This is a genomic window from Amycolatopsis kentuckyensis (assembly GCF_002155975.1).
Taxonomy (GTDB): domain Bacteria; phylum Actinomycetota; class Actinomycetes; order Mycobacteriales; family Pseudonocardiaceae; genus Amycolatopsis; species Amycolatopsis kentuckyensis.
This window is the reverse complement of record NZ_MUMI01000189.1, coordinates 1-21834: the sequence shown is the minus strand read 5'-3', so window position 1 is coordinate 21834 and position 21834 is coordinate 1. Positions and strand designations below refer to the sequence as shown.

General features: G+C 70.2%; 21 protein-coding genes. 10 read left to right on the top strand and 11 right to left on the bottom strand.

Translation table 11 applies throughout. From position 1 onward, the window contains the following. A partial coding sequence (locus CCN39_RS19290; RefSeq protein ID WP_143264078.1) for a Gfo/Idh/MocA family protein occupies positions 1-526 on the bottom strand: 526 nt, incomplete at its 3' end. A gap of 219 nt (positions 527-745) precedes the next feature. Between CCN39_RS19290 and CCN39_RS19285 the strand changes: the two genes are divergently transcribed. After that, on the top strand, positions 746-1372 hold the full coding sequence (locus CCN39_RS19285; RefSeq protein ID WP_086843893.1) for a VanZ family protein: 627 nt from the start codon (positions 746-748) through the stop codon (positions 1370-1372). Here the strand turns inward: CCN39_RS19285 and CCN39_RS50735 are convergent. After that, positions 1313-1489, bottom strand: a complete 177-nt coding sequence (locus CCN39_RS50735) for a hypothetical protein (RefSeq protein ID WP_003058066.1) — start codon at positions 1487-1489, stop codon at positions 1313-1315. The two genes, CCN39_RS19285 and CCN39_RS50735, sit on opposite strands and share 60 nt — an antisense overlap. A gap of 116 nt (positions 1490-1605) precedes the next feature. On the opposite strand from CCN39_RS50735, the gene mug reads away from it, so the two are divergent. The 4 genes from mug to CCN39_RS19265 all read left to right on the top strand — a co-directional run bounded on the left by mug (position 1606) and on the right by CCN39_RS19265 (position 5625). Then, positions 1606-2166, top strand: a complete 561-nt coding sequence (mug, locus tag CCN39_RS19280) for a G/U mismatch-specific DNA glycosylase (protein WP_086843891.1) — start codon at positions 1606-1608, stop codon at positions 2164-2166. Between the two features lie 266 nt (positions 2167-2432). Further along, entirely contained in the window at positions 2433-3218 is a 786-nt protein-coding gene (locus tag CCN39_RS19275) for a response regulator transcription factor (protein WP_086843889.1), read from the top strand. A 159-nt stretch (positions 3219-3377) separates the two neighbouring features. Further along, positions 3378-5213 (top strand): acyl-CoA dehydrogenase, encoded by a 1836-nt coding sequence (locus CCN39_RS19270; protein ID WP_086843887.1) that lies wholly within the window; start codon positions 3378-3380, stop codon positions 5211-5213. Between the two features lie 136 nt (positions 5214-5349). After that, positions 5350-5625: a GlsB/YeaQ/YmgE family stress response membrane protein gene (locus tag CCN39_RS19265; protein ID WP_086843886.1), complete on the top strand. Its 276-nt coding sequence runs from the start codon at positions 5350-5352 to the stop codon at positions 5623-5625. A gap of 63 nt (positions 5626-5688) precedes the next feature. Here the strand turns inward: CCN39_RS19265 and CCN39_RS19260 are convergent, their stop codons facing one another. Next, on the bottom strand, positions 5689-7092 hold the full coding sequence (locus tag CCN39_RS19260) for an MFS transporter (protein ID WP_086843884.1): 1404 nt from the start codon (positions 7090-7092) through the stop codon (positions 5689-5691). Positions 7093-7202: 110 nt separating this feature from the next. On the opposite strand from CCN39_RS19260, the gene CCN39_RS19255 reads away from it, so the two are divergent. Both CCN39_RS19255 and CCN39_RS19250 read left to right on the top strand, forming a co-directional pair. Next, on the top strand, positions 7203-8042 hold the full coding sequence (locus CCN39_RS19255; protein ID WP_086843882.1) for a helix-turn-helix transcriptional regulator: 840 nt from the start codon (positions 7203-7205) through the stop codon (positions 8040-8042). After that, positions 8039-8746 carry a leucine-rich repeat domain-containing protein gene (locus CCN39_RS19250; protein WP_086843880.1) on the top strand — a complete coding sequence of 236 codons (708 nt, stop codon included), beginning with the start codon at positions 8039-8041 and terminating at the stop codon, positions 8744-8746. The genes CCN39_RS19255 and CCN39_RS19250 overlap by 4 nt, the downstream gene beginning before the upstream one ends. 4 nt (positions 8747-8750) lie before the next feature. Here the strand turns inward: CCN39_RS19250 and CCN39_RS19245 are convergent, their stop codons facing one another. The 3 genes from CCN39_RS19245 to CCN39_RS19235 form a co-directional block, all read right to left on the bottom strand. Continuing rightward, entirely contained in the window at positions 8751-10757 is a 2007-nt protein-coding gene (locus tag CCN39_RS19245) for a VanW family protein (RefSeq protein ID WP_434781114.1), read from the bottom strand. 298 nt (positions 10758-11055) lie between these two features. Beyond that, positions 11056-11388: a GroES family chaperonin gene (locus CCN39_RS19240; protein ID WP_013230909.1), complete on the bottom strand. Its 333-nt coding sequence runs from the start codon at positions 11386-11388 to the stop codon at positions 11056-11058. A gap of 1 nt (position 11389) precedes the next feature. Next, complete coding sequence (locus CCN39_RS19235) at positions 11390-13207, bottom strand: NHL domain-containing thioredoxin family protein (RefSeq protein ID WP_086843878.1); 1818 nt, start codon at positions 13205-13207, stop codon at positions 11390-11392. Between the two features lie 165 nt (positions 13208-13372). Between CCN39_RS19235 and CCN39_RS19230 the strand changes: the two genes are divergently transcribed. After that, positions 13373-13948, top strand: coding sequence for a hypothetical protein (locus tag CCN39_RS19230; protein ID WP_043787221.1), 576 nt, complete (start codon positions 13373-13375; stop codon positions 13946-13948). Here CCN39_RS19230 and CCN39_RS19225 read toward each other — a convergent pair. The 5 genes from CCN39_RS19225 to CCN39_RS19205 form a co-directional block, all read right to left on the bottom strand. Then, positions 13938-14408 carry an SRPBCC family protein gene (locus tag CCN39_RS19225; RefSeq protein ID WP_244210866.1) on the bottom strand — a complete coding sequence of 157 codons (471 nt, stop codon included), beginning with the start codon at positions 14406-14408 and terminating at the stop codon, positions 13938-13940. The genes CCN39_RS19230 and CCN39_RS19225 overlap by 11 nt on opposite strands. A gap of 127 nt (positions 14409-14535) precedes the next feature. Then, positions 14536-16839 (bottom strand): oxidoreductase, encoded by a 2304-nt coding sequence (locus CCN39_RS19220; RefSeq protein WP_086843873.1) that lies wholly within the window; start codon positions 16837-16839, stop codon positions 14536-14538. A gap of 55 nt (positions 16840-16894) precedes the next feature. Further along, positions 16895-17698 (bottom strand): amino acid ABC transporter ATP-binding protein, encoded by an 804-nt coding sequence (locus CCN39_RS19215; RefSeq protein WP_086843869.1) that lies wholly within the window; start codon positions 17696-17698, stop codon positions 16895-16897. After that, entirely contained in the window at positions 17695-18630 is a 936-nt protein-coding gene (locus tag CCN39_RS19210) for an amino acid ABC transporter permease (RefSeq protein ID WP_086843867.1), read from the bottom strand. The genes CCN39_RS19215 and CCN39_RS19210 overlap by 4 nt, the downstream gene beginning before the upstream one ends. Before the next feature lie 15 nt (positions 18631-18645). Further along, positions 18646-19578 (bottom strand): ABC transporter substrate-binding protein, encoded by a 933-nt coding sequence (locus tag CCN39_RS19205; RefSeq protein WP_208630269.1) that lies wholly within the window; start codon positions 19576-19578, stop codon positions 18646-18648. Positions 19579-19716: 138 nt separating this feature from the next. Here CCN39_RS19205 and CCN39_RS19200 point away from each other — a divergent pair, with 138 nt between their 5' ends. Together CCN39_RS19200 and CCN39_RS19195 are read left to right on the top strand one after the other, a co-directional pair. After that, positions 19717-21375, top strand: coding sequence for a circularly permuted type 2 ATP-grasp protein (locus tag CCN39_RS19200; protein ID WP_086843865.1), 1659 nt, complete (start codon positions 19717-19719; stop codon positions 21373-21375). Positions 21376-21385: 10 nt separating this feature from the next. Beyond that, on the top strand, positions 21386-21834 hold a 449-nt coding region (locus CCN39_RS19195), incomplete at its 3' end, for an alpha-E domain-containing protein (RefSeq protein WP_143264077.1).

Genomic DNA, 21834 nt, shown 5'->3' with positions numbered 1-21834 from the left:
CCGCGGGGTGCAGCTGGTAGTCGCGGCCGGCCCGCACGCTCGGGCCCCAGTTCGCGCCCGACGCGATCAGCGACGTCGAAAGCACCCGGCCGACGTAGCCGTCCTTGATGAGGTCACGCAGGTAGCGCAACGCCGGCGCCGAGCGCCCCTGCAGGCCGACGGCGGTCGTCTTGTCCCGGGCGGCTTCGGCCAGCGCCTCGGTTTCGGCCAGGCTGACACCGAGCGGCCACTCGCTCAGCACCTGCTTGCCGGCGGCCAGCGCGGGTTCGATGAGCTCCCGGTGCTGCGGCACCTTCACGGCGACCACCACGAGGTCGACCTCCGGGTGCCGGGCGAGCTCACCGGCGTCGCCGAAGGTCAACGGCACGCCGTACTTTTCGCCGGCCACCCGCGCCGACTCCGCGCTGCTGCCGCTGAGCGCGCGGAGTTCGTAGCCGTCCACCGCGGCCAGCGCGGGCACGTGCGCGGTCGCGGCCCAGCCGCCGTTCGCGCTGAGCCCGACGATGCCGACCCGGAGCGGTGCCATGAGCGTTCCTTTCGTTGCCTGCATAGAGCCCGACGTGCCGAGCGTCGTGCGCATTCCCGTATCGGCGCAAGCAGCATCCGGTTACGACGACATGACTTCGATCACCCGCGGCCCGCCGATCGGCCGTGGGCGGATCGGCCGAGTGGCCGATGGCGGCACCGGACCGTCGGGCTCTTCGACCGAAGCGGCACCGGCGGCAAGATCCATAACGTCGTCGGTATGACGAACGCACAGCTCACAGCCCTGCAGCACGGCTTCATCGCCTTCCTCGCACTGTGGGCCGTGGTGCTGGTGCCGCAGCTGATCACCCAGCTCGCCCGGCACGGCGGCCTGCGGCTGCGCGGGATCGCGACCACGGCGGCGGTGCTGCTCTACGGCTGCATGACGTTCGCGGTCGTCTTCCTCCCGCTGCCGGGCCCCGGCACCCGCCGGCTCAGCCAGACCGTGCAGCTGCACCCGTTCCAGTGGATCGCCGACATCCACACGGAGCTGCTCAAGCACGGCGGGCAGTGGTTCCTGACGCAGACGTTCCAGCAGGCGTGCCTGAACGTCCTGCTGTTCGTCCCGCTCGGGGTGTTCGCGCGGATCCTCTGGCGCCGCGGCCTGACCGGCACCGCGCTGATCGGCTTCACGGCGTCACTGCTCATCGAGGTCACCCAGCTCACGGCGAACTTCGGCACGGCGCCGTACGCCTACCGGATCTTCGACGTCGACGACCTCATGAACAACATGGCCGGAGCAGTCGTCGGCTGGGTGTTCGGGGCGCTGCTGCTGACGCTCCTGCGTTCAACGGTCGACGTGCAGCCGGCCCGGAGCGAGCGGGTCCACCTCGCCGAGACGCGCTAGCCGGGCCTTCCGCTGCAGAGCGGCCCGCTTGGCGGCCCGCCGGTCTTCCAGGACGACGACGAGCGCGGCCACGGCCAAGACCAGCGCGACCAGCCCGAGGACGATCGGAAGCTGCACGAAATCCTCCTCGGTACGGCGCTGTGCGGGAGATCACACAGGTTACGCAGGTCAGTACCGAATTCGCTACCCCACGCGACAGAGCGGCAGCCGGGGATCGACCGGAAACTGGAGCGGTGAGCACCCGACCCACGAAGGACCAGCTGGCCGCGGCGCACAACGCCACCATCCCCGACGTCATCGCCCCCGGCCTCGACGTCCTCTTCTGCGGCATCAACCCCGGCCTCTACTCCGGCGCCCTCGGCCGGCACTTCGCCCGGCCCGGCAACCGCTTCTGGCCCGCGCTCCACAACGGCGGCTTCACCCCGCGGCTCTACTCACCCGGCGAGCAGGACCAGCTGCTCGACCTCCACCTCGGCATCACGAACGTCGTCGCCCGGACCACCGCCCGCGCCGACGAGCTCACCGGCGACGAACTCCGCGAAGGCGGGAAGATCCTCACCGCGAAGGTGCTCGAGTACCGGCCGAGCTGGCTGGCCGTCGTCGGGATCACCGCCTACCGGACCGCGTTCGGCTTCCCGAAGGCGCGCGTCGGCCGTCAGGAGCACCGGATCGGTGACACCCGCGTGTGGGTGCTGCCGAACCCGAGCGGGCTCAACGCGCACTGGACGCCGGCCGGGCTGGCGGCCGAGTTCGCCCTGCTGCGAGCCGCATCCGAAGACTGTCGAAATCGTTGAACGGACCGCGGGCCACCCTCAGTAGCGCCGACTGCCCCATCAGGTCCCATCCCGCCCGGCCGAGCCAGCTCTCCATGATCTTCTTCTACGGAAAGTTTGCTGTGACCGGCGGATTGGGCCATGAGGGGGATTTGGCGTCATGAGCTGCGCAATCGCGACTCGTACCAAGCAGGAGGAGTCACTTCCACCCGGTCCCGGCAGGGGGACCGGACGGCACCGGAGACGTCCGGCACCCGGGAGCGACGGCGCAGATACGGAGGCCCGCGATGCATGGCATCGAGCCCACCCGCAGGCCCGCGGGGCCCGCCGGACCAGGCGTGCGCAGCCTCGGCGTGGCGGTCGTCGATCCGGTGCCGATCTTCCGCGACGGCCTCGCCGCGCTCGTGCACCGCAGCCAGGGGCTGCACTGGGCCGGGCAGGCCGCCAGCCACCACGCGGCCCTGCAGCTGTGCGAGCAGGTCAAGCCGGACGTCGTCGTCCTGGACTCGGCGCTGGATCCGAACTGCCACCTGACCAAGCTGCTCAACGCCGGCGACCCGGCGCTGATCCTGGTCACCCTGATCCGTGACACGAATCGCACCCAGCAGTACCTCGCGGCCGCGATCGCCGCCGGCGCGCACGCGATCGTGCCGCGGTCGATCGATTCACGCCGGCTCGCCGAAGCGATCCGACGGGCCCACAGCGAACGCCGTTACATCGACCCGGCGCTGGCCGCCCTGACCGCCCGCCCGAAGCGCGCGACCACCCCGAAGGGCGACCTCGCCCACGACAGCCCGCCGGCGACGCGCGGCGGGATGCCGCTGTCCAGGCGCGAGTACCAGGTGCTCCAGCTGGTCGCCGAAGGGCTCGAAAACTCGGCGATCGCGAAGCTGCTCTTCCTGTCCGTCGAGACCGTCCGGACGCACGTGAAGAGCATCCTGCGCAAGCTTTCGGCCCGGGACCGGACACACGCGGTGACGATCGCCTTCCGCGGCGGGATCCTCATCGCCCGGCCCGAAGACGGCTACGTCCCGGTGACGGCGGACACAACGGCGATCCCGGGCCACCGCTGACCCCCGTTCCCCAGGCAGAACGCAACATTCAGGTGGATTTCCGATACTCGGAAGTGCGGATCTGCTTGCTCCAGTTACCCGCAGGTAATATCCTGAAGTTACCGGCGAGTAAGGCGAACATGTGCCCGGCCGGGGAGCCGAACACATTGGAGTGACGACATGGGCCACTACAAGAGCAACGTCCGAGACCTGGAGTTCAACCTCTTCGAGGTACTCGGCGTGCAGGAGCGCCTGGGCAAGGGCGTGCTCGCCGAATCCGACGAAGAAACCGCCCGCGGTGTGCTGTCCGAGCTGAACAAGCTCGCGACCGGCCCGCTCGCCGAGTCCTTCGCCGACGCCGACCGCAACCCGCCCGTGTACGACCCGAAGACCTTCAGCGTCAAGATCCCCGAGTCCTTCAAGAAGAGCTACAAGCAGCTGCTCGACGGCGAGTGGTGGCGCCTCGGCCTGACCAACGACCTCGGCGGCTTCGGCCTGCCCCCGACCGTGCAGTGGGCCGCGTCCGAGCTCATCCTCGGCGCCAACGCCCCGCTGTTCATGTACATGGCGGGCCCGAACTTCGCCATGATCGTGGACAAGAACGGCACCGAAGAGCAGAAGCACTGGGCCCAGCTCATGATCGACCGGGCCTGGGGCGCCACGATGGTGCTGACCGAGCCGGACGCCGGCTCCGACGTCGGCGCGGGCCGCACCAAGGCCACCCAGCAGGAGGACGGCTCCTGGCACATCGACGGCGTGAAGCGGTTCATCACGTCGGGTGAGCACGACATGAGCGAAAACATCATGCACCTGGTGCTCGCTCGCCCCGAGGGCCCCGGCATCGAGACCAAGCCGGGCACCAAGGGCCTGTCGCTGTTCCTCGTGCCGAAGTTCCACTTCGACACCAAGACCGGTGAGCTGGGCGAGCGCAACGGCGCCTTCGTCACCGGCGTCGAGCACAAGATGGGCATCAAGGCCTCGACGACGTGTGAGCTGACCTTCGGCCAGCACGGCACCCCGGCCAAGGGCTGGCTGCTCGGCGAGGTGCACGACGGCATCGCGCAGATGTTCCAGGTCATCGAGTACGCCCGGATGATGGTCGGCACGAAGGCCATCGCGACGCTGTCGACGGGTTACCTCAACGCGCTCGAGTACGCCAAGGAGCGCGTCCAGGGCGCCGACCTGCCGAACATGCTGAACAAGGCGGCCCCGCGCGTCACCATCACGCACCACCCGGACGTCCGCCGCTCGCTGATGCTCCAGAAGGCGTACGCCGAGGGCCTCCGCGCGGTGTACCTCTACACGGCGTCCTTCCAGGACCAGCTGTGGACCGGCGAGGGCGACCAGAAGCTCGCGCACGGCGTCAACGACCTGCTGCTGCCGATCGTCAAGGGCGTCGGTTCCGAGCGCGCCACGGAGCAGCTCGTGCAGTCGCTGCAGACGCTGGGCGGGTCCGGCTTCCTGCAGGACTACCCGATCGAGCAGTACATCCGCGACGCCAAGATCGACTCGCTGTACGAGGGCACCACGGCCATCCAGTCGCTGGACTTCTTCTTCCGGAAGATCGTCCGCGACAAGGGCCAGTCGCTGGCCTACGTCGCCGGGGAGATCACCAAGTTCATCGAGTCCGAGGCGGGCAACGGCCGGCTCAAGAACGAGCGTGCGCTGCTCAAGCAGGCCCTCGAGGACACCCAGGGCATGCTCGGCTCGCTGATCGGCTACCTGACCGCGTCCCAGGAGGACCCGCAGAGCATCAACAAGGTCGGCCAGCACACGGTCCGCCTGCTGATGTCGGTCGGTGACCTGCTCATCGGCTGGCAGCTGCTCAAGCACGCCGAGGTCGCGATCGGCAAGCTCGACGCGGGCGCGTCCGCCAAGGACACCCCGTTCTACGAGGGCAAGATCGCCGTGGCCTCGTTCTTCGCGAAGCAGGTGCTGCCGGAGCTGACCGCCCGCCGCGCCATCGTGGAGGCCGCCGACAACGCGCTCATGGAGCTGGACGAAGCCGCGTTCTGATCAACGCGTTCCACCGATGGGCCCCTTCCGCCGAGGAAGGGGCCCATCGGCGTTTCGGGGTCACCTCGCCGGGGAATTCCGTCCTCGAGTTCGCGGGACCGAGTGGCCGGACCCGTGACCACCGAGAGGAGAAGCGATGACAGTCGCCGGCATCATCAGTGCCATCGTCGTCGGGTTGATCATCGGCGTTTTGGGCCGGCTGGTCGCTCCCGGCAAGCAGGGCATCCCGATCTGGCTGACCATCCTGATCGGTATCGTCGCCGCGTTCATCGGCACGGCCATCGCGCGCGGGCTGGGCTACGCCGACACGAACGGTATCGACTGGCTGGAGATCCTCACCCAGGTCGTGCTCGCCGCGATCGGTGTCAGCATCGCCGCGGGTGCCTACGGCCGTCGTGGTGTAACCAGGTAACGCTTTCGGATCCTGTGGCCCGGCCGGTCCACCTTCGGGTGAACCGGCCGGGCTTTTCCGTGCCTACCGCCTAACCGACGCGCGGGCGAGCGCGACAGCGAACCCGGCACCGACCAAAAGCAGGGCCGCGGCCCACGTCATCGTTGTCGTGATGGCGTGCGCGGACGAACCGGCGGCGAGCGTCAGGAAGAGACTCCCGAAGGTCGCCACCCCGACGACCTGGCCGAGCTGCAACGTCGTCGTGAGCAGGCCGCTGGCGTCCGCCGCGCGCTCGAGCGGGACGTGCGTGAGCGCGTGTGCCATCAGGGAGCCGAACGCCAGGCCCATGGAGAGGCCGAACAGCAGGAGCGCGGCGAAGAACAGCGCGCCACCGTGTCCGCCGTCCTGCAGGCTGATTCCCAGCAACGCGTACGCGACCGCCGACCCCGCGTAGCCGCTCGGCGTCAGTGCCGCGTGGACGCGTTCGGGCAGCTTGTGCCAGAAGAACCCGCACACGCCGAAGACCACGCCGCCGGGTGCCATGGTGAGCCCGGCCGCCAGCGCCGTCTCCCCGAGGCCCGCCTGCAGGTGCAACGCCACGCAGAACAGGAAACCGCCATAGGACGCCACGCCGGTGGCCAGCGCGGCGAGTCCCGGTGCGACCCCGCGGATCTTGAGGACGCCGAGGTTGACGAGCGGGTCGCGCACCCGGCGTTCCACGACCACGAACAGCACCGCCAGCAGCGCGCCCGCCACGAGCGAGCCGAACGTCCACACGGGCCAGCCGGTTTCGTGCCCGAGGACCAGCGGCAGCACGACGAGCACCACCGCGGGCACGGCGAGCGCGAGGCCGGCGAGGTCGAGCCGTCGGCCGGCTTTCACCGCACCACCGGGCACCAGACGCAGGGCGAGCGCGGCCACGAGCACGCCGATCGGCACGTTCACCAGGAAGATGGGCCGCCAGCCCGCGCCGAAGAGGTCCGCGCCGACGAGCACGCCGCCGAGCACCTGGCCGGACACGAACGCGACCGAGATGACCGCGGTGTACGCGCTGAGCGCCTTGGCTCGCGCGGGGCCGCTGAACTGGGCCTGGATGACGCTGATGACCTGCGGCATCATCAGCGCCGCGCCGGCGCCCTGGGCGATCCGCGCGACGATCAGCGTCACCGGGTCCGGCGCGAACCCGCAGAGCAGCGAGCAGACGGTGAAGGCGGCGACGCCGGTGACGAACAGCCGTCGCCGTCCGAACAGCTCGCCGAGGCGGGCACCGGTGATCAGCAGCATCGCGTAGCCCACGGTGTAGCCGGAGACGACGAGCTGCAGCGCGGCGCCGGACGCGTTCAGGTCGGTGCGGATGTCGGTCATGGCGACGTTCACGACGGTGACGTCGAGCAGTGCCATGAACTGGCCGAGCAGCAGGACGGCCAGCATGAACCACGGCCGCGCGGCCCGGTCCGGGATGGCCGGGGCAGAAGTGGTCAGTGTCATGCCGCTGACCTTGGGGTTCTTCGGGTGCGGGCGGAGAGAGCCTGGTGGTGCTGGTACTGGCAGCACCTGCTTCTCCGGAAATTGTCGTACCCCTCCGGCACCATGCCGGTATGACGTCGACGCAGGTCCACACCAGCCGCCGGGAGGAACTCGGCCAGTTCCTCAAGGCGTGCCGCGCGCGGATCGGCCCGGAGGAGGTCGGGCTGCCGCCCGGCGTGCGCCGCCGCACGAGCGGGTTGCGGCGGGAGGAGGTCGCGCTGCTCGCCGGCGTCGGCGTCACCTGGTACACGTGGCTCGAGCAGGGGCGGCCGATCAACGCGAGCTCGCAGGTGCTCGACGCGGTGGCGCGCACGCTGCGGATGGACCACCCGGAGCGGGAGCACCTGTACCGGCTGGCGGAGCTGACGCCGTCGCGGCTGCCGTCGTCGGTCGAAGTGGTGCCGGACGCGGTGCGCGAGGTGCTGCGCGCCCTCGATCCGCTGCCGGCCACGGTGATCAACGGCCGGTTCGACATCCTCGAGTCGAACGCGGCGCAGGAGGAGCTGTTCTGGGAGTGGCACAGCCTGCCGTGCCTGCACAAGAACCTGCTGTGGTGCTGCGTGACCGAGCCGAACGCGCGGCGGATGCTGCTGAACTACGACGAGGAGGTCCCGCACATGGTCGCGCGGATGCGCGCCGAGTACGGCAGGCACGTCGGTGACCCGTCGTGGGACGAGGACATCCGGCGGCTGTCGGAGCTCAGCCCCGAGTTCGCCGAGTTGTGGGCGCGGCACGAGGTGGCGGAACCGCGGCCGCGGTTGCGGGCGTTCCAGCACCCGCGGGCGGGCCTGATGCACCTCCGCCTGACCGAGCTGGCGGTGTCGGAGGCGCCGGGCCTGCGGATCCAGGTGTCCACTCCGGACGACGCGTCGACGTGGGCGTTGCTGCCCCTGACCCGGAGGTCGTCATGACGGCACTGGAGCTGAGCGATCGGGGGCTGACGTCGGTGCCGTCGCTGCCCGACGGCGTCACCCGGCTCGATCTGTACAAGAACGCGATCTCGGAGGTGCCGGGCTCGCTGTGGTCGCTGACCGGGCTGCGCGTGCTGAACCTCGCGGCGAACCGGATTTCCGCGCTGCCGCCGGGTATCTCGGCGCTGACGTCGCTGCACACGCTCGACCTGGCGCACAACCGGTTCGACTCGTTGCCGGACGAGCTGGGCGAGCTGGCCGGGCTCACCGAGTACCTGTACGTCAGCGACAACCGGCTGACGAAGTTCCCGGATGCCTGGTGCCGGCTGGGGAAGCTGCGCTACCTGGGGTGCACGGACAACCGGCTCACTTCACTGCCGTCGGACCTCTCGGGGTTCGCGGCGCTGCGCGAACTCCGGCTGTACCGCAACGAACTGACCGCGCTGCCCGAGTCGATCGGCGCACTGGGTGCGTTGCGGGAGCTGCATCTGCGCGGCAACCGGCTCACTTCACTGCCGTCGTCGATCGGCTCGCTGAGTGAACTGCGCCAGCTGGACCTGCGGGAGAACGCGTTGACGACGTTGCCGGCGTCATTGGCTCAGCTGTCCAAATTGGACAAGCTGGATCTGCGGTGGAACAAGCAGCTGCGGGAGCCGGCGTGGCTGCGCGACTTCGAGGAGGCGGGGTGCATGGTCCTTCGCTGACAACTCAACAGAGAACGGTCGGACGCGGGCCGTAGGTGGCCGTGTGCGACGTCCGCCGGAGCTCGGTGCCGCTCGCGAGGTCGTAGAGCACGCGCGTGTCGGTGACGCTGAAGCCGGACGAACCGATCGACGGCTGGCACGCGCCCGCCCCACCGGAGCCGAACTGGATGGGCGGCGGGTCGCCAGGGGTCTGCGCGCCGGTCTGGCCCTCGACGCGGAAGTGCCGGGTGCCCCAGATCCGGACGGTCACCGAGCCGCCGGAGACGGTGGCCTGGATGGCGATGCCCGTCGCGGCGTCGTTGGCCAGCTTGAGCTCGACCGGGCTGCCGTCGGCGTTGACGGCCTTGGCGTCGCGCCCGACGGGGTAGCGGTCGAGGTAGTGGTCGTGCTCCAGGTGCCCGGCGTCGGCCAGGCCGGCGAGGTAGGCGGCGTTGTACAAAGTGGACGCCAGCTGGGAGACGCCGCCGCCGACCACGTCGGCGCCGGTGCCGTCTTCGTCGACCGGAGCGGGCACGTAACCGGCGTCCGCGGTGCGCGGGCCGGAGCGGCCGCCGAGGCTGAACGTCTCGCCGGGCTTGACGATCGTGCCGGACACGCGCGCGGCGAGCGTCCGGTTGTTCGTCTCGGCCGGGCCGGTCAGGCCACCGGTGGTGAACTCGCCGATGACCTCCTTGATGCCGAGCGCGCTGGCGGCGTCGGTGGTCACGCTGGGTGTCGACGCGCTGTAGACGACGGGGAGGTCCCGCCCGTCAGTCTTCTTGAGCACGTCGATCAGGGGGAGGAAGGTCTTCTCCCAGTCCACCTTGCGGGCGTCCTCGGAGGGCTCGACCGTCGGCTGGTCGCCGGTGAAGACGATCTGCGCGTCCTTGCCGTCGGTCTCGGTGCCGGCGAGCGGGTCCTTGAGGGCGGCCTGCAGCTTGCCCTGATCGATGCGGACCTCGACGGCCCCGCCTTCGACCGCGGCGAACTGGAACGAAGACGCGATGGTGGCGGGCTTCAGCGGAACGTCCTTGCCTTCACCGTGCACGACGACCGGCTTCGCCACGGCGGGAACGACGATCTGCTGGCAGGTGGCCTGCACCCCGGCGGCGGTCGCCCGCACGGGCGTGATCGCCATGGCCAGCTTGACCCCGCCGCGGTCGAGCCAGTGGTCGGTGACGGTGCGCACGGCGCCGGCGAGGTCGGTGAGCTGCTGGCCCTGCCGCGGCAGGACGGGGTAGGCGGTGACCCCGCCGTCGCTGCCGGCGATGGGCGTGAACCCGACCGAGCCTTCGGTGGCGGGGTGGTTCAGCTTGCCCTCGGCCAGCTCGCGCACGGCCTCGGCGATCCGGTTCTGGTCGGTGCGCGTGGCGACCCCGACCTCGCGGCTGGTGAAGAAGGACATGATCCGCGTGATCGGACTGAGCGGCTGGTGCCCGGCGAGCCCGAGCGTGTTCGGCCAGTCGAGCCCGAGCCCGGACCGCGAGGGCACGAGTTCGCCCTGCACATCCCCGCCGTGGACGACGACGGGCCGGATCAGCCGGGGCTCGAGCTCCTTCCGCAGCTTGGCTTCGGCCTCGGCATGGCTGAGCCCGCCGACATCGATGCCGGCCACGGTCACCCCACGCGGCACATCCCCGGCGCTGACGGCGAGATCGATGGCGTAGAGGATGACGAAGAGGCCGAGCGCGAGCCCGATGGTCATCATGGTCCGGGCCACGCCCTTGCGCAGCTTCCGGGCAGGAGTTTCCGAAGCCGGCGGTGGCGCGGGGTTCTCGAGCAGCTCGCCGAGCAGATCATCGGAGAAGAGATCGGTACCGGCCTGGTCAAGAGCCGGCGCGGCGACAACGGGCGGCCAAGCGGGAACAACATCGCTCGCGGACGCGGCCACCTCAGGCGATTCAGCGGCAGCGGCCGGCGAATCGGCGGCCGTGGGCCAACCGGGCGCCGCAGCACCGCTCGACTCGGCCACCACCGGCGCCTCCGGCCCAGCGCTCGCGGACGCAACGAGCACCGCAGGCCCCTCGACCACAACAGCGCTACTCGGCTCGGCAGCCGCCCCGGCCAGGACCTCACCGACCGCAGCGCTGGCCGGCTCGGCGGGCAGTTCAAGCGACCCGGCCACACCGCCGCCATCAGCCACTGCAGGCGGCTCAGCGGTTGCGGGCCGCTCGGCCGCGTCCGACGGCTCACCAGCCGCGGGCTCCGGCTCGGTGGCCGGCTCTGGGTTGGCAGCCGTGGCGGGTGCCCCCTCGGTGGCGAGCTTGCGCGCCTCCGCGCCCTCGCTTACCTCTTCGTCTGCCACGCGCCTGCCTTTCGCGGGACCCGACCTACAGGTAGAGCCCCGTCCCGTGCTCGGTGCGCTCGGTCGCCACCGCGTGGATGTCGCGTTCGCGCATCACCAGGTGCCCCTCGCCCTGGATCTCGACCTCGAGCTGGTCCTCCGGGTTGAAGAGCACGCGGTCGCCGGTCTTGACGTTGCGCACACTGTTGCCCACGCCCAGTACATCACCCCACGCCAATCGCCGCGCGACCTGCGCCGTTGCGGGGATCACGATGCCGCCGCTGCTGCGGCGCTCCCCCTCTTCCGGCGACAGCCGCACGAGTACCCGGTCGTGCAGCATCTGGATTTCGAGTTTCGGCCCGTCAGACACGGCCTGCATGTTACCCGCCGGTCCGGGGTTCACCGGCCATGACCAGGCTCAGTTCACTGCCCCCGCCGTCCTCGATGCGGACCGGGACGCCCCAGTCCTGGCGGGTGATGCGGCACGCCGGGTGCTCGCCGCCGTCGTCGCAGCTCGCGGCCTGCGCCACGACCTGCAGGACGCCCTCCGTGACGCCCGGGGCCAGGCGGATCTTGCGGTTCAAGTCCGTCCCCGTCCCGCCGCCGTCGGCCAGCAGGGACGGCGGGGACGCGCTGATCTCGAGCCGCGTCGACGGGCCGAAGCGGTCGTCCAGCTTCTCGCCGGGCGGGGCCGTGAACACCACCGAAAAGTCGATCTCGCCCGGGGCGAGCACCGTCGGCGGGCGGCGGACCGCGTGCGCGTCGCCGGTGACCTGGGTCGGCTCGGACGCCGGCAGCGGGCCGAGCCGGTTGCCCGCGGACTCGACGACCAGCAGCTCGCCGTCGTGCAGCAGCAGGCCCTGGGGCTCGGCGAGCCCGGTGGCGATCGTGGTCACCTGGCGGGTGAAGACGTCGAAGCGGCGGACCGCGCCGTTGTACGTGTCGGCGATCGCGATCTTGTCGCCGGGCAGCGCGGCCAAGCCCAGCGGGTGCTGGAGCAGCGCCTCGTCGGCCGGGCCGTCGGTGTGGCCGAAGGAAAACAGGTCGACGCCGATCGCCGTCTGCACCGTGAACGACTCGCCGTCGGGCTCGATCCAGCGCAGCGCCGACGTCTCCGCGTCGACGAGCCACAGCTTGTCGCCGTCCACGGCCAAACCGGACGTCTGCGCGAAGAACGCTTCGCTGACGTCGCCGTCGCGAAGGCCTTCGACGGTCGTCCCGGCGAAGCGGCGGATCGTGCCGCCGACCGGGTCGAACACGCTCAGCGTGTGGTTGCCCGCCATGGCGACGACCACCCCGCCGGCCGGACCCCACCAGGCGACGTCCCACGGGCTCGTGAGGTCGACCGCGACGGCTTTGCCCGAGTCGGCCCCGCTGCGCCACTGGGCGCCGGTGCCGGCGACCGTCGTCACCTCGCCGGTGATCAGGTCGAGGCCGCGCAGCCGGTGCCCGGCCGTGTCGGCGACGACCGCGTGGTAGCCGACGCGCTCGGCGATGTCGTACGGCAGCAGCGCGATGCCCGACGGCTCGGTGAAGGTCGCGATGTCGAACGGGCCGTCCTGGCCCCCGCGGGCCCCGCTGCCGAAGCGGCGGATGACGGTCTCACCGTCCGAAGCGAACTCGACGATCGCGTGGTGCCCGGTGTCGGCGACCAGGATGCGCCCCTCGGCGGTGGCGACGGCCTTGCTCGGGAACCGCAGCTCGCCGGGCTGCTCCTCGACCGGCACGTACGGGCTGCCGCCGCGCCGCAGCGTCCCCTTCTCTTCATGCTTCGTCACGAGGTCCGCGATGACGCGGCGAAGCGCCTCTTCGTGCCCTTCGCCCGCGGCGACGTGCACGACGTACCCCTCGGGGTCGACGACGACCAGCGTCGGCCACGCGCGGACGGCGTACTGCGACCACAGTTCCATCTCGGGGTCGTTGACCACCGGGTGGTGCACCTCGTACCGGCGGACCGCGGCCTCGATCGAGGCGCGCTCGCCCTCGTGCAGGAACTTCGGCGAGTGGACACCGATGGTGACCAGCACATCCGCGAACTCGGCCTCCAGCGGGCGCAACTCGTCCAGCACGTGGAGGCAGTTGATGCAGCCGCTGGTCCAGAAGTCCAGCAGCACGACGCGGCCGCGCAGCTCGGCGAGGGTGATCGGGCGGCCGCCGGTGTTCAGCCAGATGTCGCCGCGCAGCTCGGGGGCACGCACGCGGCTCTGCGGTCGTGGAGAAGTCACGGCATGAGTGAACTACACGCGCTCACGCTCTGTTCCGCGGTCCGCCCCGATGAGAGAACAAACTCACCCGGCCGTGGGTCCCCAGGCTGGCGCGAAAAAGGACGCGCGGGGCGGTGAGCCGCCGCTTAGGCTCGGGCCATGACCCCCGTCCAGCCGGCCGGCGCCCTCACTCCGGAGGAGGCGCGGCACCTGCAGGAGAACCTCCGGGAACCCGTGCGTCCCGGGCTGAGCGAAACCGAGCTCGACGACGTCGAGCGCCGGTTCGGCTTCCGCTTCGCCGCCGACCACCGGACGTTCCTGTCCGCCGGCGTCCCGATCGGCGACCGCTGGCCCGACTGGCGCTGCGGCAACGCCGAGCAGCTGCGCAAACGTTTGGCCTGGCCGGTCGACGGCGTGCTGTACGACGTCGAGCACAACGGTTTCTGGCTGCCGGACTGGGGCACGCGCCCGGTCGGCCCGGAGGACGCGGTCCGCGAGGCCCGCCGGCGCCTGGCCGACGTGCCGCAGCTGGTGCCGGTGTGCGGGCACCGATACCTGCCCGGCCTGCCGGGCACGGTGGGTTACCCGGTGCTGTCGGTGTACCAGACAGACATCATCGTCTACGGCTCCGACCTGCGCGATTACCTGCACCGCGAGTTCGCGACGGGCGGCATCAGCACGGCCCCACCGGACGGCCCCAGGTACATACCCTTCTGGTCCCGCTTCATCGACTAGCTTCGGCGGCCCGCTTCAGCCGGGCCAGGGTGGCGGCGATGTTGGCGGTGTTGGCCTGTTCCCGGTCCCAGACCCCGGTGACGGTCGAGGTGGCGACCTTGAACCACGCCGGCCGCCGCTCCCACATGCTTTCGACGACGACACAGCCGTTCCGCGCGGGTTCGAAGTCGTACTGCCAGCGCGCAACAGGCAGCCCGGCGACCGAGGTGACCTCGAAGCCGAAGCGCCGCCCGGGCTCGGCATCGGTGATGGTGGAGAGGGTGCTCCACCGCCGGAAGCCACGCTGGTTGCGGCCGCGGAACTTCGCCCCCACGGCCGGCCGCGAGACACCACCGACCCACCGGTGCCCGGCGTACTCCTCGGCGAGGCCCGCCAGCTGCCCGGGGTCGCTGACCAGGGAGTACACGGCTTCGGGAGCCGCATCGATCTCGATCCGGCCGGTTGCGGTCGGTGCGTTCAAGAGGACCTCCACACTGAGGGGACATACCGAGGGTATGCCAGAGACCGGCGGTGCGGAACCTGCCTGTGGATGCCGGACGCCCTCGGGAGGGCGGGGGCTGATTCGGGGAGTTCTGGACGGCCGCCGCTCAGTTCTCCCGGCGCAACATCCGGCTCACGCCCGCCGCCACCGTCGTGGCCAGGATCCAGCCGGACGCCGTGAAGCCCGCCGCCACCCAGTTGTCCGGGCCGTGCATGTACCACCTCGACTTGTTGCCGAAGTCGACGATCGGGACCAGCAGGTCCGCCGTGTAGATCACCGGGTTCCACTGCAGGCCCGTGTCCTGCTGGTTCACCACGCAGCGCGGGCCGCTCGCCACGTAGCGGCCGGACTTGTCGTGGATGCAGTCGTCGGAACCCAAGCCGAACCACAGGCTGCCCAGGACCAGCAGAGTCAGGAGCCAGCCGAGCGCTCGGACCGGGCGGTAGCCGTAGCCGACCATCGAACGCTGGAGCCAACTCCACAGCCGCACGCCGGGGCCGAAGAACTTGAAGCCGCCCGCCAACGCCTCGTAGCGGAACTGCTGCTTGCGCAACGCCACCGTCGAGGCGTGCTCTTCGTTTCCCGCCGCGCGCAGCATGTGGGCGAGCTGGTCGTACGGGCCCGGGCGGTAGCCGCGCATCGCACTGCGCAGGAGCTCGATGCGCTCGTCCAGGGCCTTGTCGTCGTCGAGGGGGATTCCCTTCTTCAACGCGTCGTAGCGGAAGTCCTCCAGCTCGATGCCGTCGGACGCCGCCCAGAACTGGTTGTTGTCGCTCAGCGTTCCGCAGTGGGCCCGCCTCAGCACGATCCGGCCCGCCGGGGGGCTGCTCGGGGTGAGGATGAACTCGTCCGAGGCGACGTCGCCCGCGTCCAGGGCCACGTCGAACGGCGGCAGCGAGCCGAGCTGGGAACCGCGCAGGTCCACGCGCCGGGCGACCTGGGCGCCGTCGAGGTTGACGCCGCCTTCGGCCACGAACGGGCGGCCGTTGTTGTCCCGGAGCGTCAGGTCGCGGCCGACCCGGCCGGTGCGGACGTCGAGCGAATAGCTGCTGGTTGCGCGGCGGCCCGGGTCGGTCAGCCGGGTGCCCGCCAGGTTGATGCTGCCGCCGACGTCCACACCCTGCAGGCGCAGCGTGCCGTGGATCGTGGCGTCGGTGAGCTGGAAGTTGCCCGCGATCTTCGACCGGCGGGCGGAGAACACGTCCCGGCCGGGGTGGCGGAACATCGAGTTCCAGGCCAGGAAGTTGCCGCCGACGGTGACGTCGGCCAGGCGCAGCTGCCCGGTCGGCACGCGCAGGCTCGTCGCCTCGATGTCGCCGCCGATCTCGGTGCCGTCCAGGTGGAGCGCGCGGTCGTAGTACGGCACCGTCTTGCCGCGCTCGACGCGGATCTCGGCGCCGGCCAGCCGCAGCGAGCCGCCGATCCGGGCGTTGACCATGCGCAGCGTGCCCAGCGCCTGCAGGCCGTCCGACAGCTCGACGTTGCCGTCGACGCGCATCCGGTCGGCCACCAGCGCCGGCCGCGGGTCGATGTACGGGTCGTTGGACTTCCACGCGTCGACGGCGATCGGGCCGTGCTGGGACACCGTCAGCTTGGCTTCGCGCAGCGAGATGTCGCTGTCCACGGTGGCGCTCGGCAGGTACATGATCCCGGTGGCGGAGAAGCGTTTCCGCTGGCTGGCCGGCCCGTAGTTGTCGACTTCGCACAGCAGGCTGCCGCCGATGTGGAGGCCGTTGCCGTTGAGCGCGAAGCCGTCCGGGTTGTTCAGCGTGGCGCCCGAGAAGTTGACGTTACCGCCGGTCCGCACGCCGGGGAGCCGGACTTCGCCGTTCGCGACCATCCGGTAGGCCAGCAACGCGCCGGTCAGCACCAGCCGGTCGGCCTGGATCGCCTTGCCGTGCGGGTGCGAAATCACGGTGCGGGTGAGCACCATCGAGCCTTCGATCACCGCGTCGGTCAGGTTGACCGCGGCGTTCGGCATGCCGCGCTCGCGGTCGTCGCCGCGCTGGACGGTCGTCTCTTCGATCTCCCGCCGGTCGCCGTCGACCTGTACGACGCTGCGGATCAGCCGGACGTCGTTGCGGCTGCGCATGTTGCGGGCCTTGAGCCCGGGCAGCCAGCACTTCCGGAACACCAGCCCGAGCAGGTTCGCCTCGCGCACGTCCGGCGGCTGCTCGAACCGGCACCGCTCGAACCGGAACAGGTACTTCAGGTCCGCGGCCCGCAGGTCCAGCGTCCCGGTGATGTAGGCGTCCTCGACGTAGACGATCGGGGCGTTGGTGGCCTGCCGCCGCCAGCGCATGAGGCCCGCGTTGCCGGGTTTCAGCAGCTCGGAGGCCTTGACCTCGTAGCGGCGGTCCGGGATGCCGGCGAACGGGTCGAGAGGGGGCAGCGCGCTTTCGGTCGTCAAAGCTCCCGCCCCCTCCCTCACCCGCTTTCAAACTAGCGAACCCGAACGGGTTTCGTCAGGCGTTCGGGTTGAGCACCCGGGCCAGGAACTCCTTGGTCCGGTCCTCGCGCGGGCTCCCGATCACCCGCTCGGGCGGCCCCTCCTCGACGACGACGCCGCCGTCCATGAACAGCACCTTGTCCGCCACCTCGCGCGCGAACTGCATCTCGTGCGTGACGACGACCATGGTCATGCCGTCCTTGGCCAGCTGCTTCATCACGCCGAGGACGTCGCCGACCAGCTCCGGGTCCAGCGCCGACGTCGGCTCGTCGAACAGCATCAGCTTCGGCTTCATCGCCAGCGCCCGCGCGATCGCGACGCGCTGCTGCTGCCCGCCGGACAGCTGCGCCGGGTAGTTCTGCGCCTTGTCCGCGAGCCCGACGCGCTCCAGCAGCTCGAGCGCACGCTGCCGGACCTTGGCCTTCGGCTCGCGCCGGACCTGGACCGGCGCCTCCATGACGTTCTCGAGCGCCGTCATGTGCGGGAAGAGGTTGAAGCGCTGGAACACCATGCCGATGTCCTTGCGCTGGAACGCCACTTCCTTTTCGCGCAGCTCGTGCAGCTTGTCGCCGCGCTGTTTGTAGCCGACGAGCACACCGTCGACGTAGAGCCGGCCGGCGTCGATCTTCTCGAGGTGGTTGATGCAGCGCAGGAGCGTCGACTTGCCCGAGCCGGACGGCCCGATCAGGCAGAGCACCTCCCGCTGGTTCACCTCGAGGTTGATGCCCTTGAGGACGTCGACACTGCCGAAGCTCTTCCAGATCCGCTGCGCGGACACCACGGGTGCCGGCCCGGTGGCTTCGGTGACCTCGGTGGTCATGTGACGTTCCCTCCACCCCGGCTGAACATCCTCGCCGCCCAGCCCTGCCGCTGGACCACGTCCCGCGAGGTCCCGCGCGCGAAGCGCTTTTCGATCTGGATCTGGACCAGCGTCAGCACGGACGTCAGGAACAGGTACCAGAGCGCCGCGACGATGAGCAGCGGCACGGTCTTGTAGTTCTGCGAGTAGATGGTCTGCGCCGCGACCACCAGCTCGAAGTACCCGATGACCACGACCAGCGACGTGGTCTTCAGCATCGAGATGGTCTCGTTGCCGGTCGGCGGGATGATCACCCGCATCGCCTGCGGCAGGATGATCCGCCGCAGGGTCTTCGTCTGGCTCATGCCGAGCGCACTCGCCGCCTCGCGCTGACCGGAGTCGACCGACTGGATCCCGCTGCGCACGATCTCCGCCATGTAGGCGGCTTCGTTGAGACCCAGGCCGAGCAGCGACGCGGTGAACTGCGTGATCAGCTGGTTGGTGTCCCAGCTGACGAACTCGGGCCCGAACGGCACGCCGAGGCCGAGCCGCGGGTAGGCCAGCGCCAGGAAGTTCCAGAACAGCAGCTGCGTGATCAGCGGCGTACCGCGGAACAGCCAGATGTAGATCGACGCCGCCCCCTTCGTGAGGGGGTTGGGCGACAGGCGCATCACAGCGAGCAGGATGCCGCCGACGATCCCGATCAGCATCGAGATCACCGTGAGGATCAGCGTGTTCTGCAGGCCGCGCAGGATCCGGTCGTCGAAGAGGTAGTCCCCGACGACCGGCCACTGCAGGGCGCTGTTCGTGGCCACGCTGCGGATCATGATGAAGGCGAGGAAGAGGATGACCACCCCGGCCGCCCAGCGCCCGTAGTGGCGCACCGGGACGGCCTTGATGGGCTCGGCTTCGGTCGGCGCCTCGTCTTCGGGAGGCGCTTCGGAGGAACTCACGAACTACGTCCTATCTCAGGAAGCCGGGTTGATCTCCGACTTGGTGACCGCGCCGGCGGCGTTGAGACCCCACTTGTCCAGGATCTTCTTGTACGCGCCGCTGTCGATCAGCTTCTGGATCGCACCCTGGACGGCCTTGCCGAAGTCACCGCTGTTCTTCGGCAGCACGATGCCGTACGGCGCCGTGTCGTACGGGGCGCCGACCGACTCGAGCTGGCCGTTGGTCTGCTTCACCGCGTAGTCGATGACCGGCGAGTCGGCCAGCTCGCCCTGCACGCGCTTGGCGGTGAGGGCCAGGTTGACGTCGGTCTGGGCCTGCAGCTGCGTGACCTCGATGGCCGGCTTGCCGGCACCGGTGCAGGCGGCGTTCTTCTTGTCGAGGTCCTCGACCTGCGTGGTGCCCTTCTGGACGGCGACCTTCTTGCCGCACAGGTCGTCGGCCTTGAGGCCGTCCGGGTTGCCCTTCAGCACGGCCAGCGAGGTACCCGCGCTGTAGTAGGAGATCATGTCGACCGACTGCAGCCGCTCGGCGTTGATGCTGAACGACGACATCGCCAGCTCGTACTTCTTGGCGCCGACGCCGGGGATGATGCCGTCGAACGAAGCGTTCTGGAATTCCATCTGCACGCCGAGCACCTGGCCGATGGCGGTGCCGAGGTCGACGTCGAAGCCGGCCGGCTTGCCGTTGTCGACGAACTCGTTCGGCGGGTAGCTCTGGTCCTGGCCGACCACGATCTTGCCGTCGGACTTCACGTCGGCGGGCACCATGGCGGCCAGCGCGTCGTCCTTGGCGACCGTGTCACCCGATCCGGTGCCCGCAGCAGGAGCGGAGCTGCTGGTGCCCACGTTGCCCGCGCCGCTCCCTCCCGCGCCGCACGCCACGGTCAAGCCGACCAGGGCGAACGCAGGCAGCAGGGCGATCGCCTTGAGCTGGGTTCCTCGGGCCACGTCGTCACTCCTCGTAGTTCTCAGGTTCTGAGAGCACGCATATTGCCACTCATCCATACCAAAGCACAGCACCGTGAAGTTACGGCGATGTTTAGAGCGACGCGCGAGTGTCGCGTCCGGCCCACGCGGTGCGTAAGGATGTCGACCATGAACGCCACCCCGCCGCGGCTGCCCCCGTCCGGTCGACGTGCGAGGAAGGCGGCGACCAGCCGGATCACCCGTCCGGGCGACCGGTTCGAGGGCTACCTCTCGCCGGAACGGCCGCACGCCGGCGCCTACGACGAGATGTTCGCCGCCGACGGCACGGTCCGCGGCCCGTACCGGGCGCTGTACGAATCCATCGCGGCCCTCGACGCGCACGACCTGCAGTCCCGTTCCCAGGCCCTGGACCGGGCGATGGTCGACCAGGGCATCACGTTCTCGCTGTCCGGACAGGAGCGGCCGTTCCCGCTCGACCTGGTGCCGCGGGTGATCCAGGCCGCCGAGTGGACGAAGCTCGAGCGCGGCGTCGCCCAGCGGGTCCGAGCGCTCGAGGCGTTCCTCGCCGACGTCTACGGCGACCGGCAGATCCTGCGCGACGGCGTGCTGCCGCGGCGGCTGATCACCTCGTGCGAGCACTTCCACCGGGAGGCGTTCGGCATCACTCCGCCGAACGGCGTGCGCATCCACGTGTCCGGTGTGGACCTCGTCCGTGACGAAGAGGGCACGTTCCGCGTGCTGGAGGACAACCTCCGCAACCCGTCCGGGGTGTCGTACGTGATGGAGAACCGGCGCACGATGGCCCGAGTCTTCCCTGATCTGTTCGCCCAGCACCGCGTGCGACCGGTCGGCGACTACGCGTCGCACCTGCTCCGGGCGTTGCGCGCGGCGGCCGCGGCGAACGTCGCCGACCCGACGGTCGTCGTGCTCACCCCCGGCGTGCACAACTCGGCGTACTTCGAGCACTCGCTGCTGGCCCGGCTGATGGGCGTCGAGCTGGTCGAAGGCCGCGACATGTTCTGCCGCGACAACGTCGTCTACCTGCGGACCACCGAGGGCGAACGCCAGGTCGACGTCGTCTACCGGCGGATCGACGACGAGTTCCTCGATCCGGTGCACTACCGGCCGGACTCGGTGCTCGGCGTGGCCGGCATCCAGAACGCGGCCCGCGCGGGCAACGTCGTCGTCGCGAACGCGATCGGCAACGGCGTCGGTGACGACAAGCTCGTCTACACCTACGTGCCGGAGATGGTGAAGTACTACCTGAACGAGAAGCCGCTGCTGCCCAATGTGGACACCTTCCGCTGCTGGCTGCCGGACGAGTTCGACCACGTCATGGCGCACCTGGACGAGCTGGTCGTGAAGCCGGTCGAGGGCTCCGGTGGCTACGGGATCGTGTTCGGCCCGGAGGCGACGAAGAAGGAGCTGGACACGCTGCGGCGCAAGGTGCGCGCCCACCGCCGCGGCTGGATCGCGCAGCCGGTGGTCCAGCTCTCGACCGTGCCGGCCAAGGTGGACGACCGGCTCGCGCCGCGGCACGTCGACCTGCGGCCGTTCGCCGTCAACGACGGCAAGGAGATCTTCGTGCTGCCCGGCGGCCTGACCCGGGTGGCGCTGCCGGAGGGCAGCCTGGTCGTCAACTCCTCGCAGGGCGGTGGCTCGAAGGACACCTGGGTGCTGACGTCCCGGGCGTCGACCGCCGAGCGCGAGCTGGCGCAGCCCGCGCTCGGCGCCATGTCCACTGTGGATGGATTGGCGGCGGAGCAGGGGCCCGAGCTGACGACGTCCCAGCAGCAGCAACAGCAACAGCAGAGCTAGGGAGGTTCGCATGCTCGCACGCAACGCGGAGTCGCTGTACTGGATCGGCCGGTACGTCGAACGCGCCGACGACACCTCCCGGATCCTCAACGTCTCGGTCCACCAGCTGCTGGAGGACGCGACCGTCGACCCGGACCACGCGAGCCGCCAGCTCCTGGTCGTCCTGGGCATCGACCCGGCGGGCGCGGAGGACCTCGACGTGTGGAAGCTGACCGAGCTGGTGGCGTACGGGAAGGACAACCCCGCGTCGATCGTCGGCTCGATCAACTCCGCGCGCGAAAACACGCGCGGCGCCCGCGAAGTCGTCTCGACCGAACTGTGGGAATGCCTGAACTCGACGTGGAACGCGGTGCCCGACCGGCAGCGCTACGCCCGGCGCGCCGGGCCGCACGCGTTCCTGTCCTTCGTGGAAGAACGCGCGGCGATGTTCGCCGGGCTCGCCGACTCGACGATGAGCCG

What these genes read in the sequence shown, in the direction of transcription:
- CCN39_RS19215 (WP_086843869.1), bottom strand. Translation starts at nt 17,698, where the DNA reads ATGACCACCGAGGTCACCGAAGCCACCGGGCCGGCACCCGTGGTGTCC.
- CCN39_RS19230 (WP_043787221.1), top strand. Translation starts at nt 13,373, where the DNA reads ATGACCCCCGTCCAGCCGGCCGGCGCCCTCACTCCGGAGGAGGCGCGG.
- CCN39_RS19275 (WP_086843889.1), top strand. Translation starts at nt 2,433, where the DNA reads ATGCATGGCATCGAGCCCACCCGCAGGCCCGCGGGGCCCGCCGGACCA.
- CCN39_RS19265 (WP_086843886.1), top strand. Translation starts at nt 5,350, where the DNA reads ATGACAGTCGCCGGCATCATCAGTGCCATCGTCGTCGGGTTGATCATC.
- CCN39_RS19285 (WP_086843893.1), top strand. Translation starts at nt 746, where the DNA reads ATGACGAACGCACAGCTCACAGCCCTGCAGCACGGCTTCATCGCCTTC.
- CCN39_RS19270 (WP_086843887.1), top strand. Translation starts at nt 3,378, where the DNA reads ATGGGCCACTACAAGAGCAACGTCCGAGACCTGGAGTTCAACCTCTTC.
- CCN39_RS19260 (WP_086843884.1), bottom strand. Translation starts at nt 7,092, where the DNA reads ATGACACTGACCACTTCTGCCCCGGCCATCCCGGACCGGGCCGCGCGG.
- CCN39_RS19255 (WP_086843882.1), top strand. Translation starts at nt 7,203, where the DNA reads ATGACGTCGACGCAGGTCCACACCAGCCGCCGGGAGGAACTCGGCCAG.
- CCN39_RS19200 (WP_086843865.1), top strand. Translation starts at nt 19,717, where the DNA reads ATGTCGACCATGAACGCCACCCCGCCGCGGCTGCCCCCGTCCGGTCGA.
- CCN39_RS19240 (WP_013230909.1), bottom strand. Translation starts at nt 11,388, where the DNA reads ATGCAGGCCGTGTCTGACGGGCCGAAACTCGAAATCCAGATGCTGCAC.
- CCN39_RS19250 (WP_086843880.1), top strand. Translation starts at nt 8,039, where the DNA reads ATGACGGCACTGGAGCTGAGCGATCGGGGGCTGACGTCGGTGCCGTCG.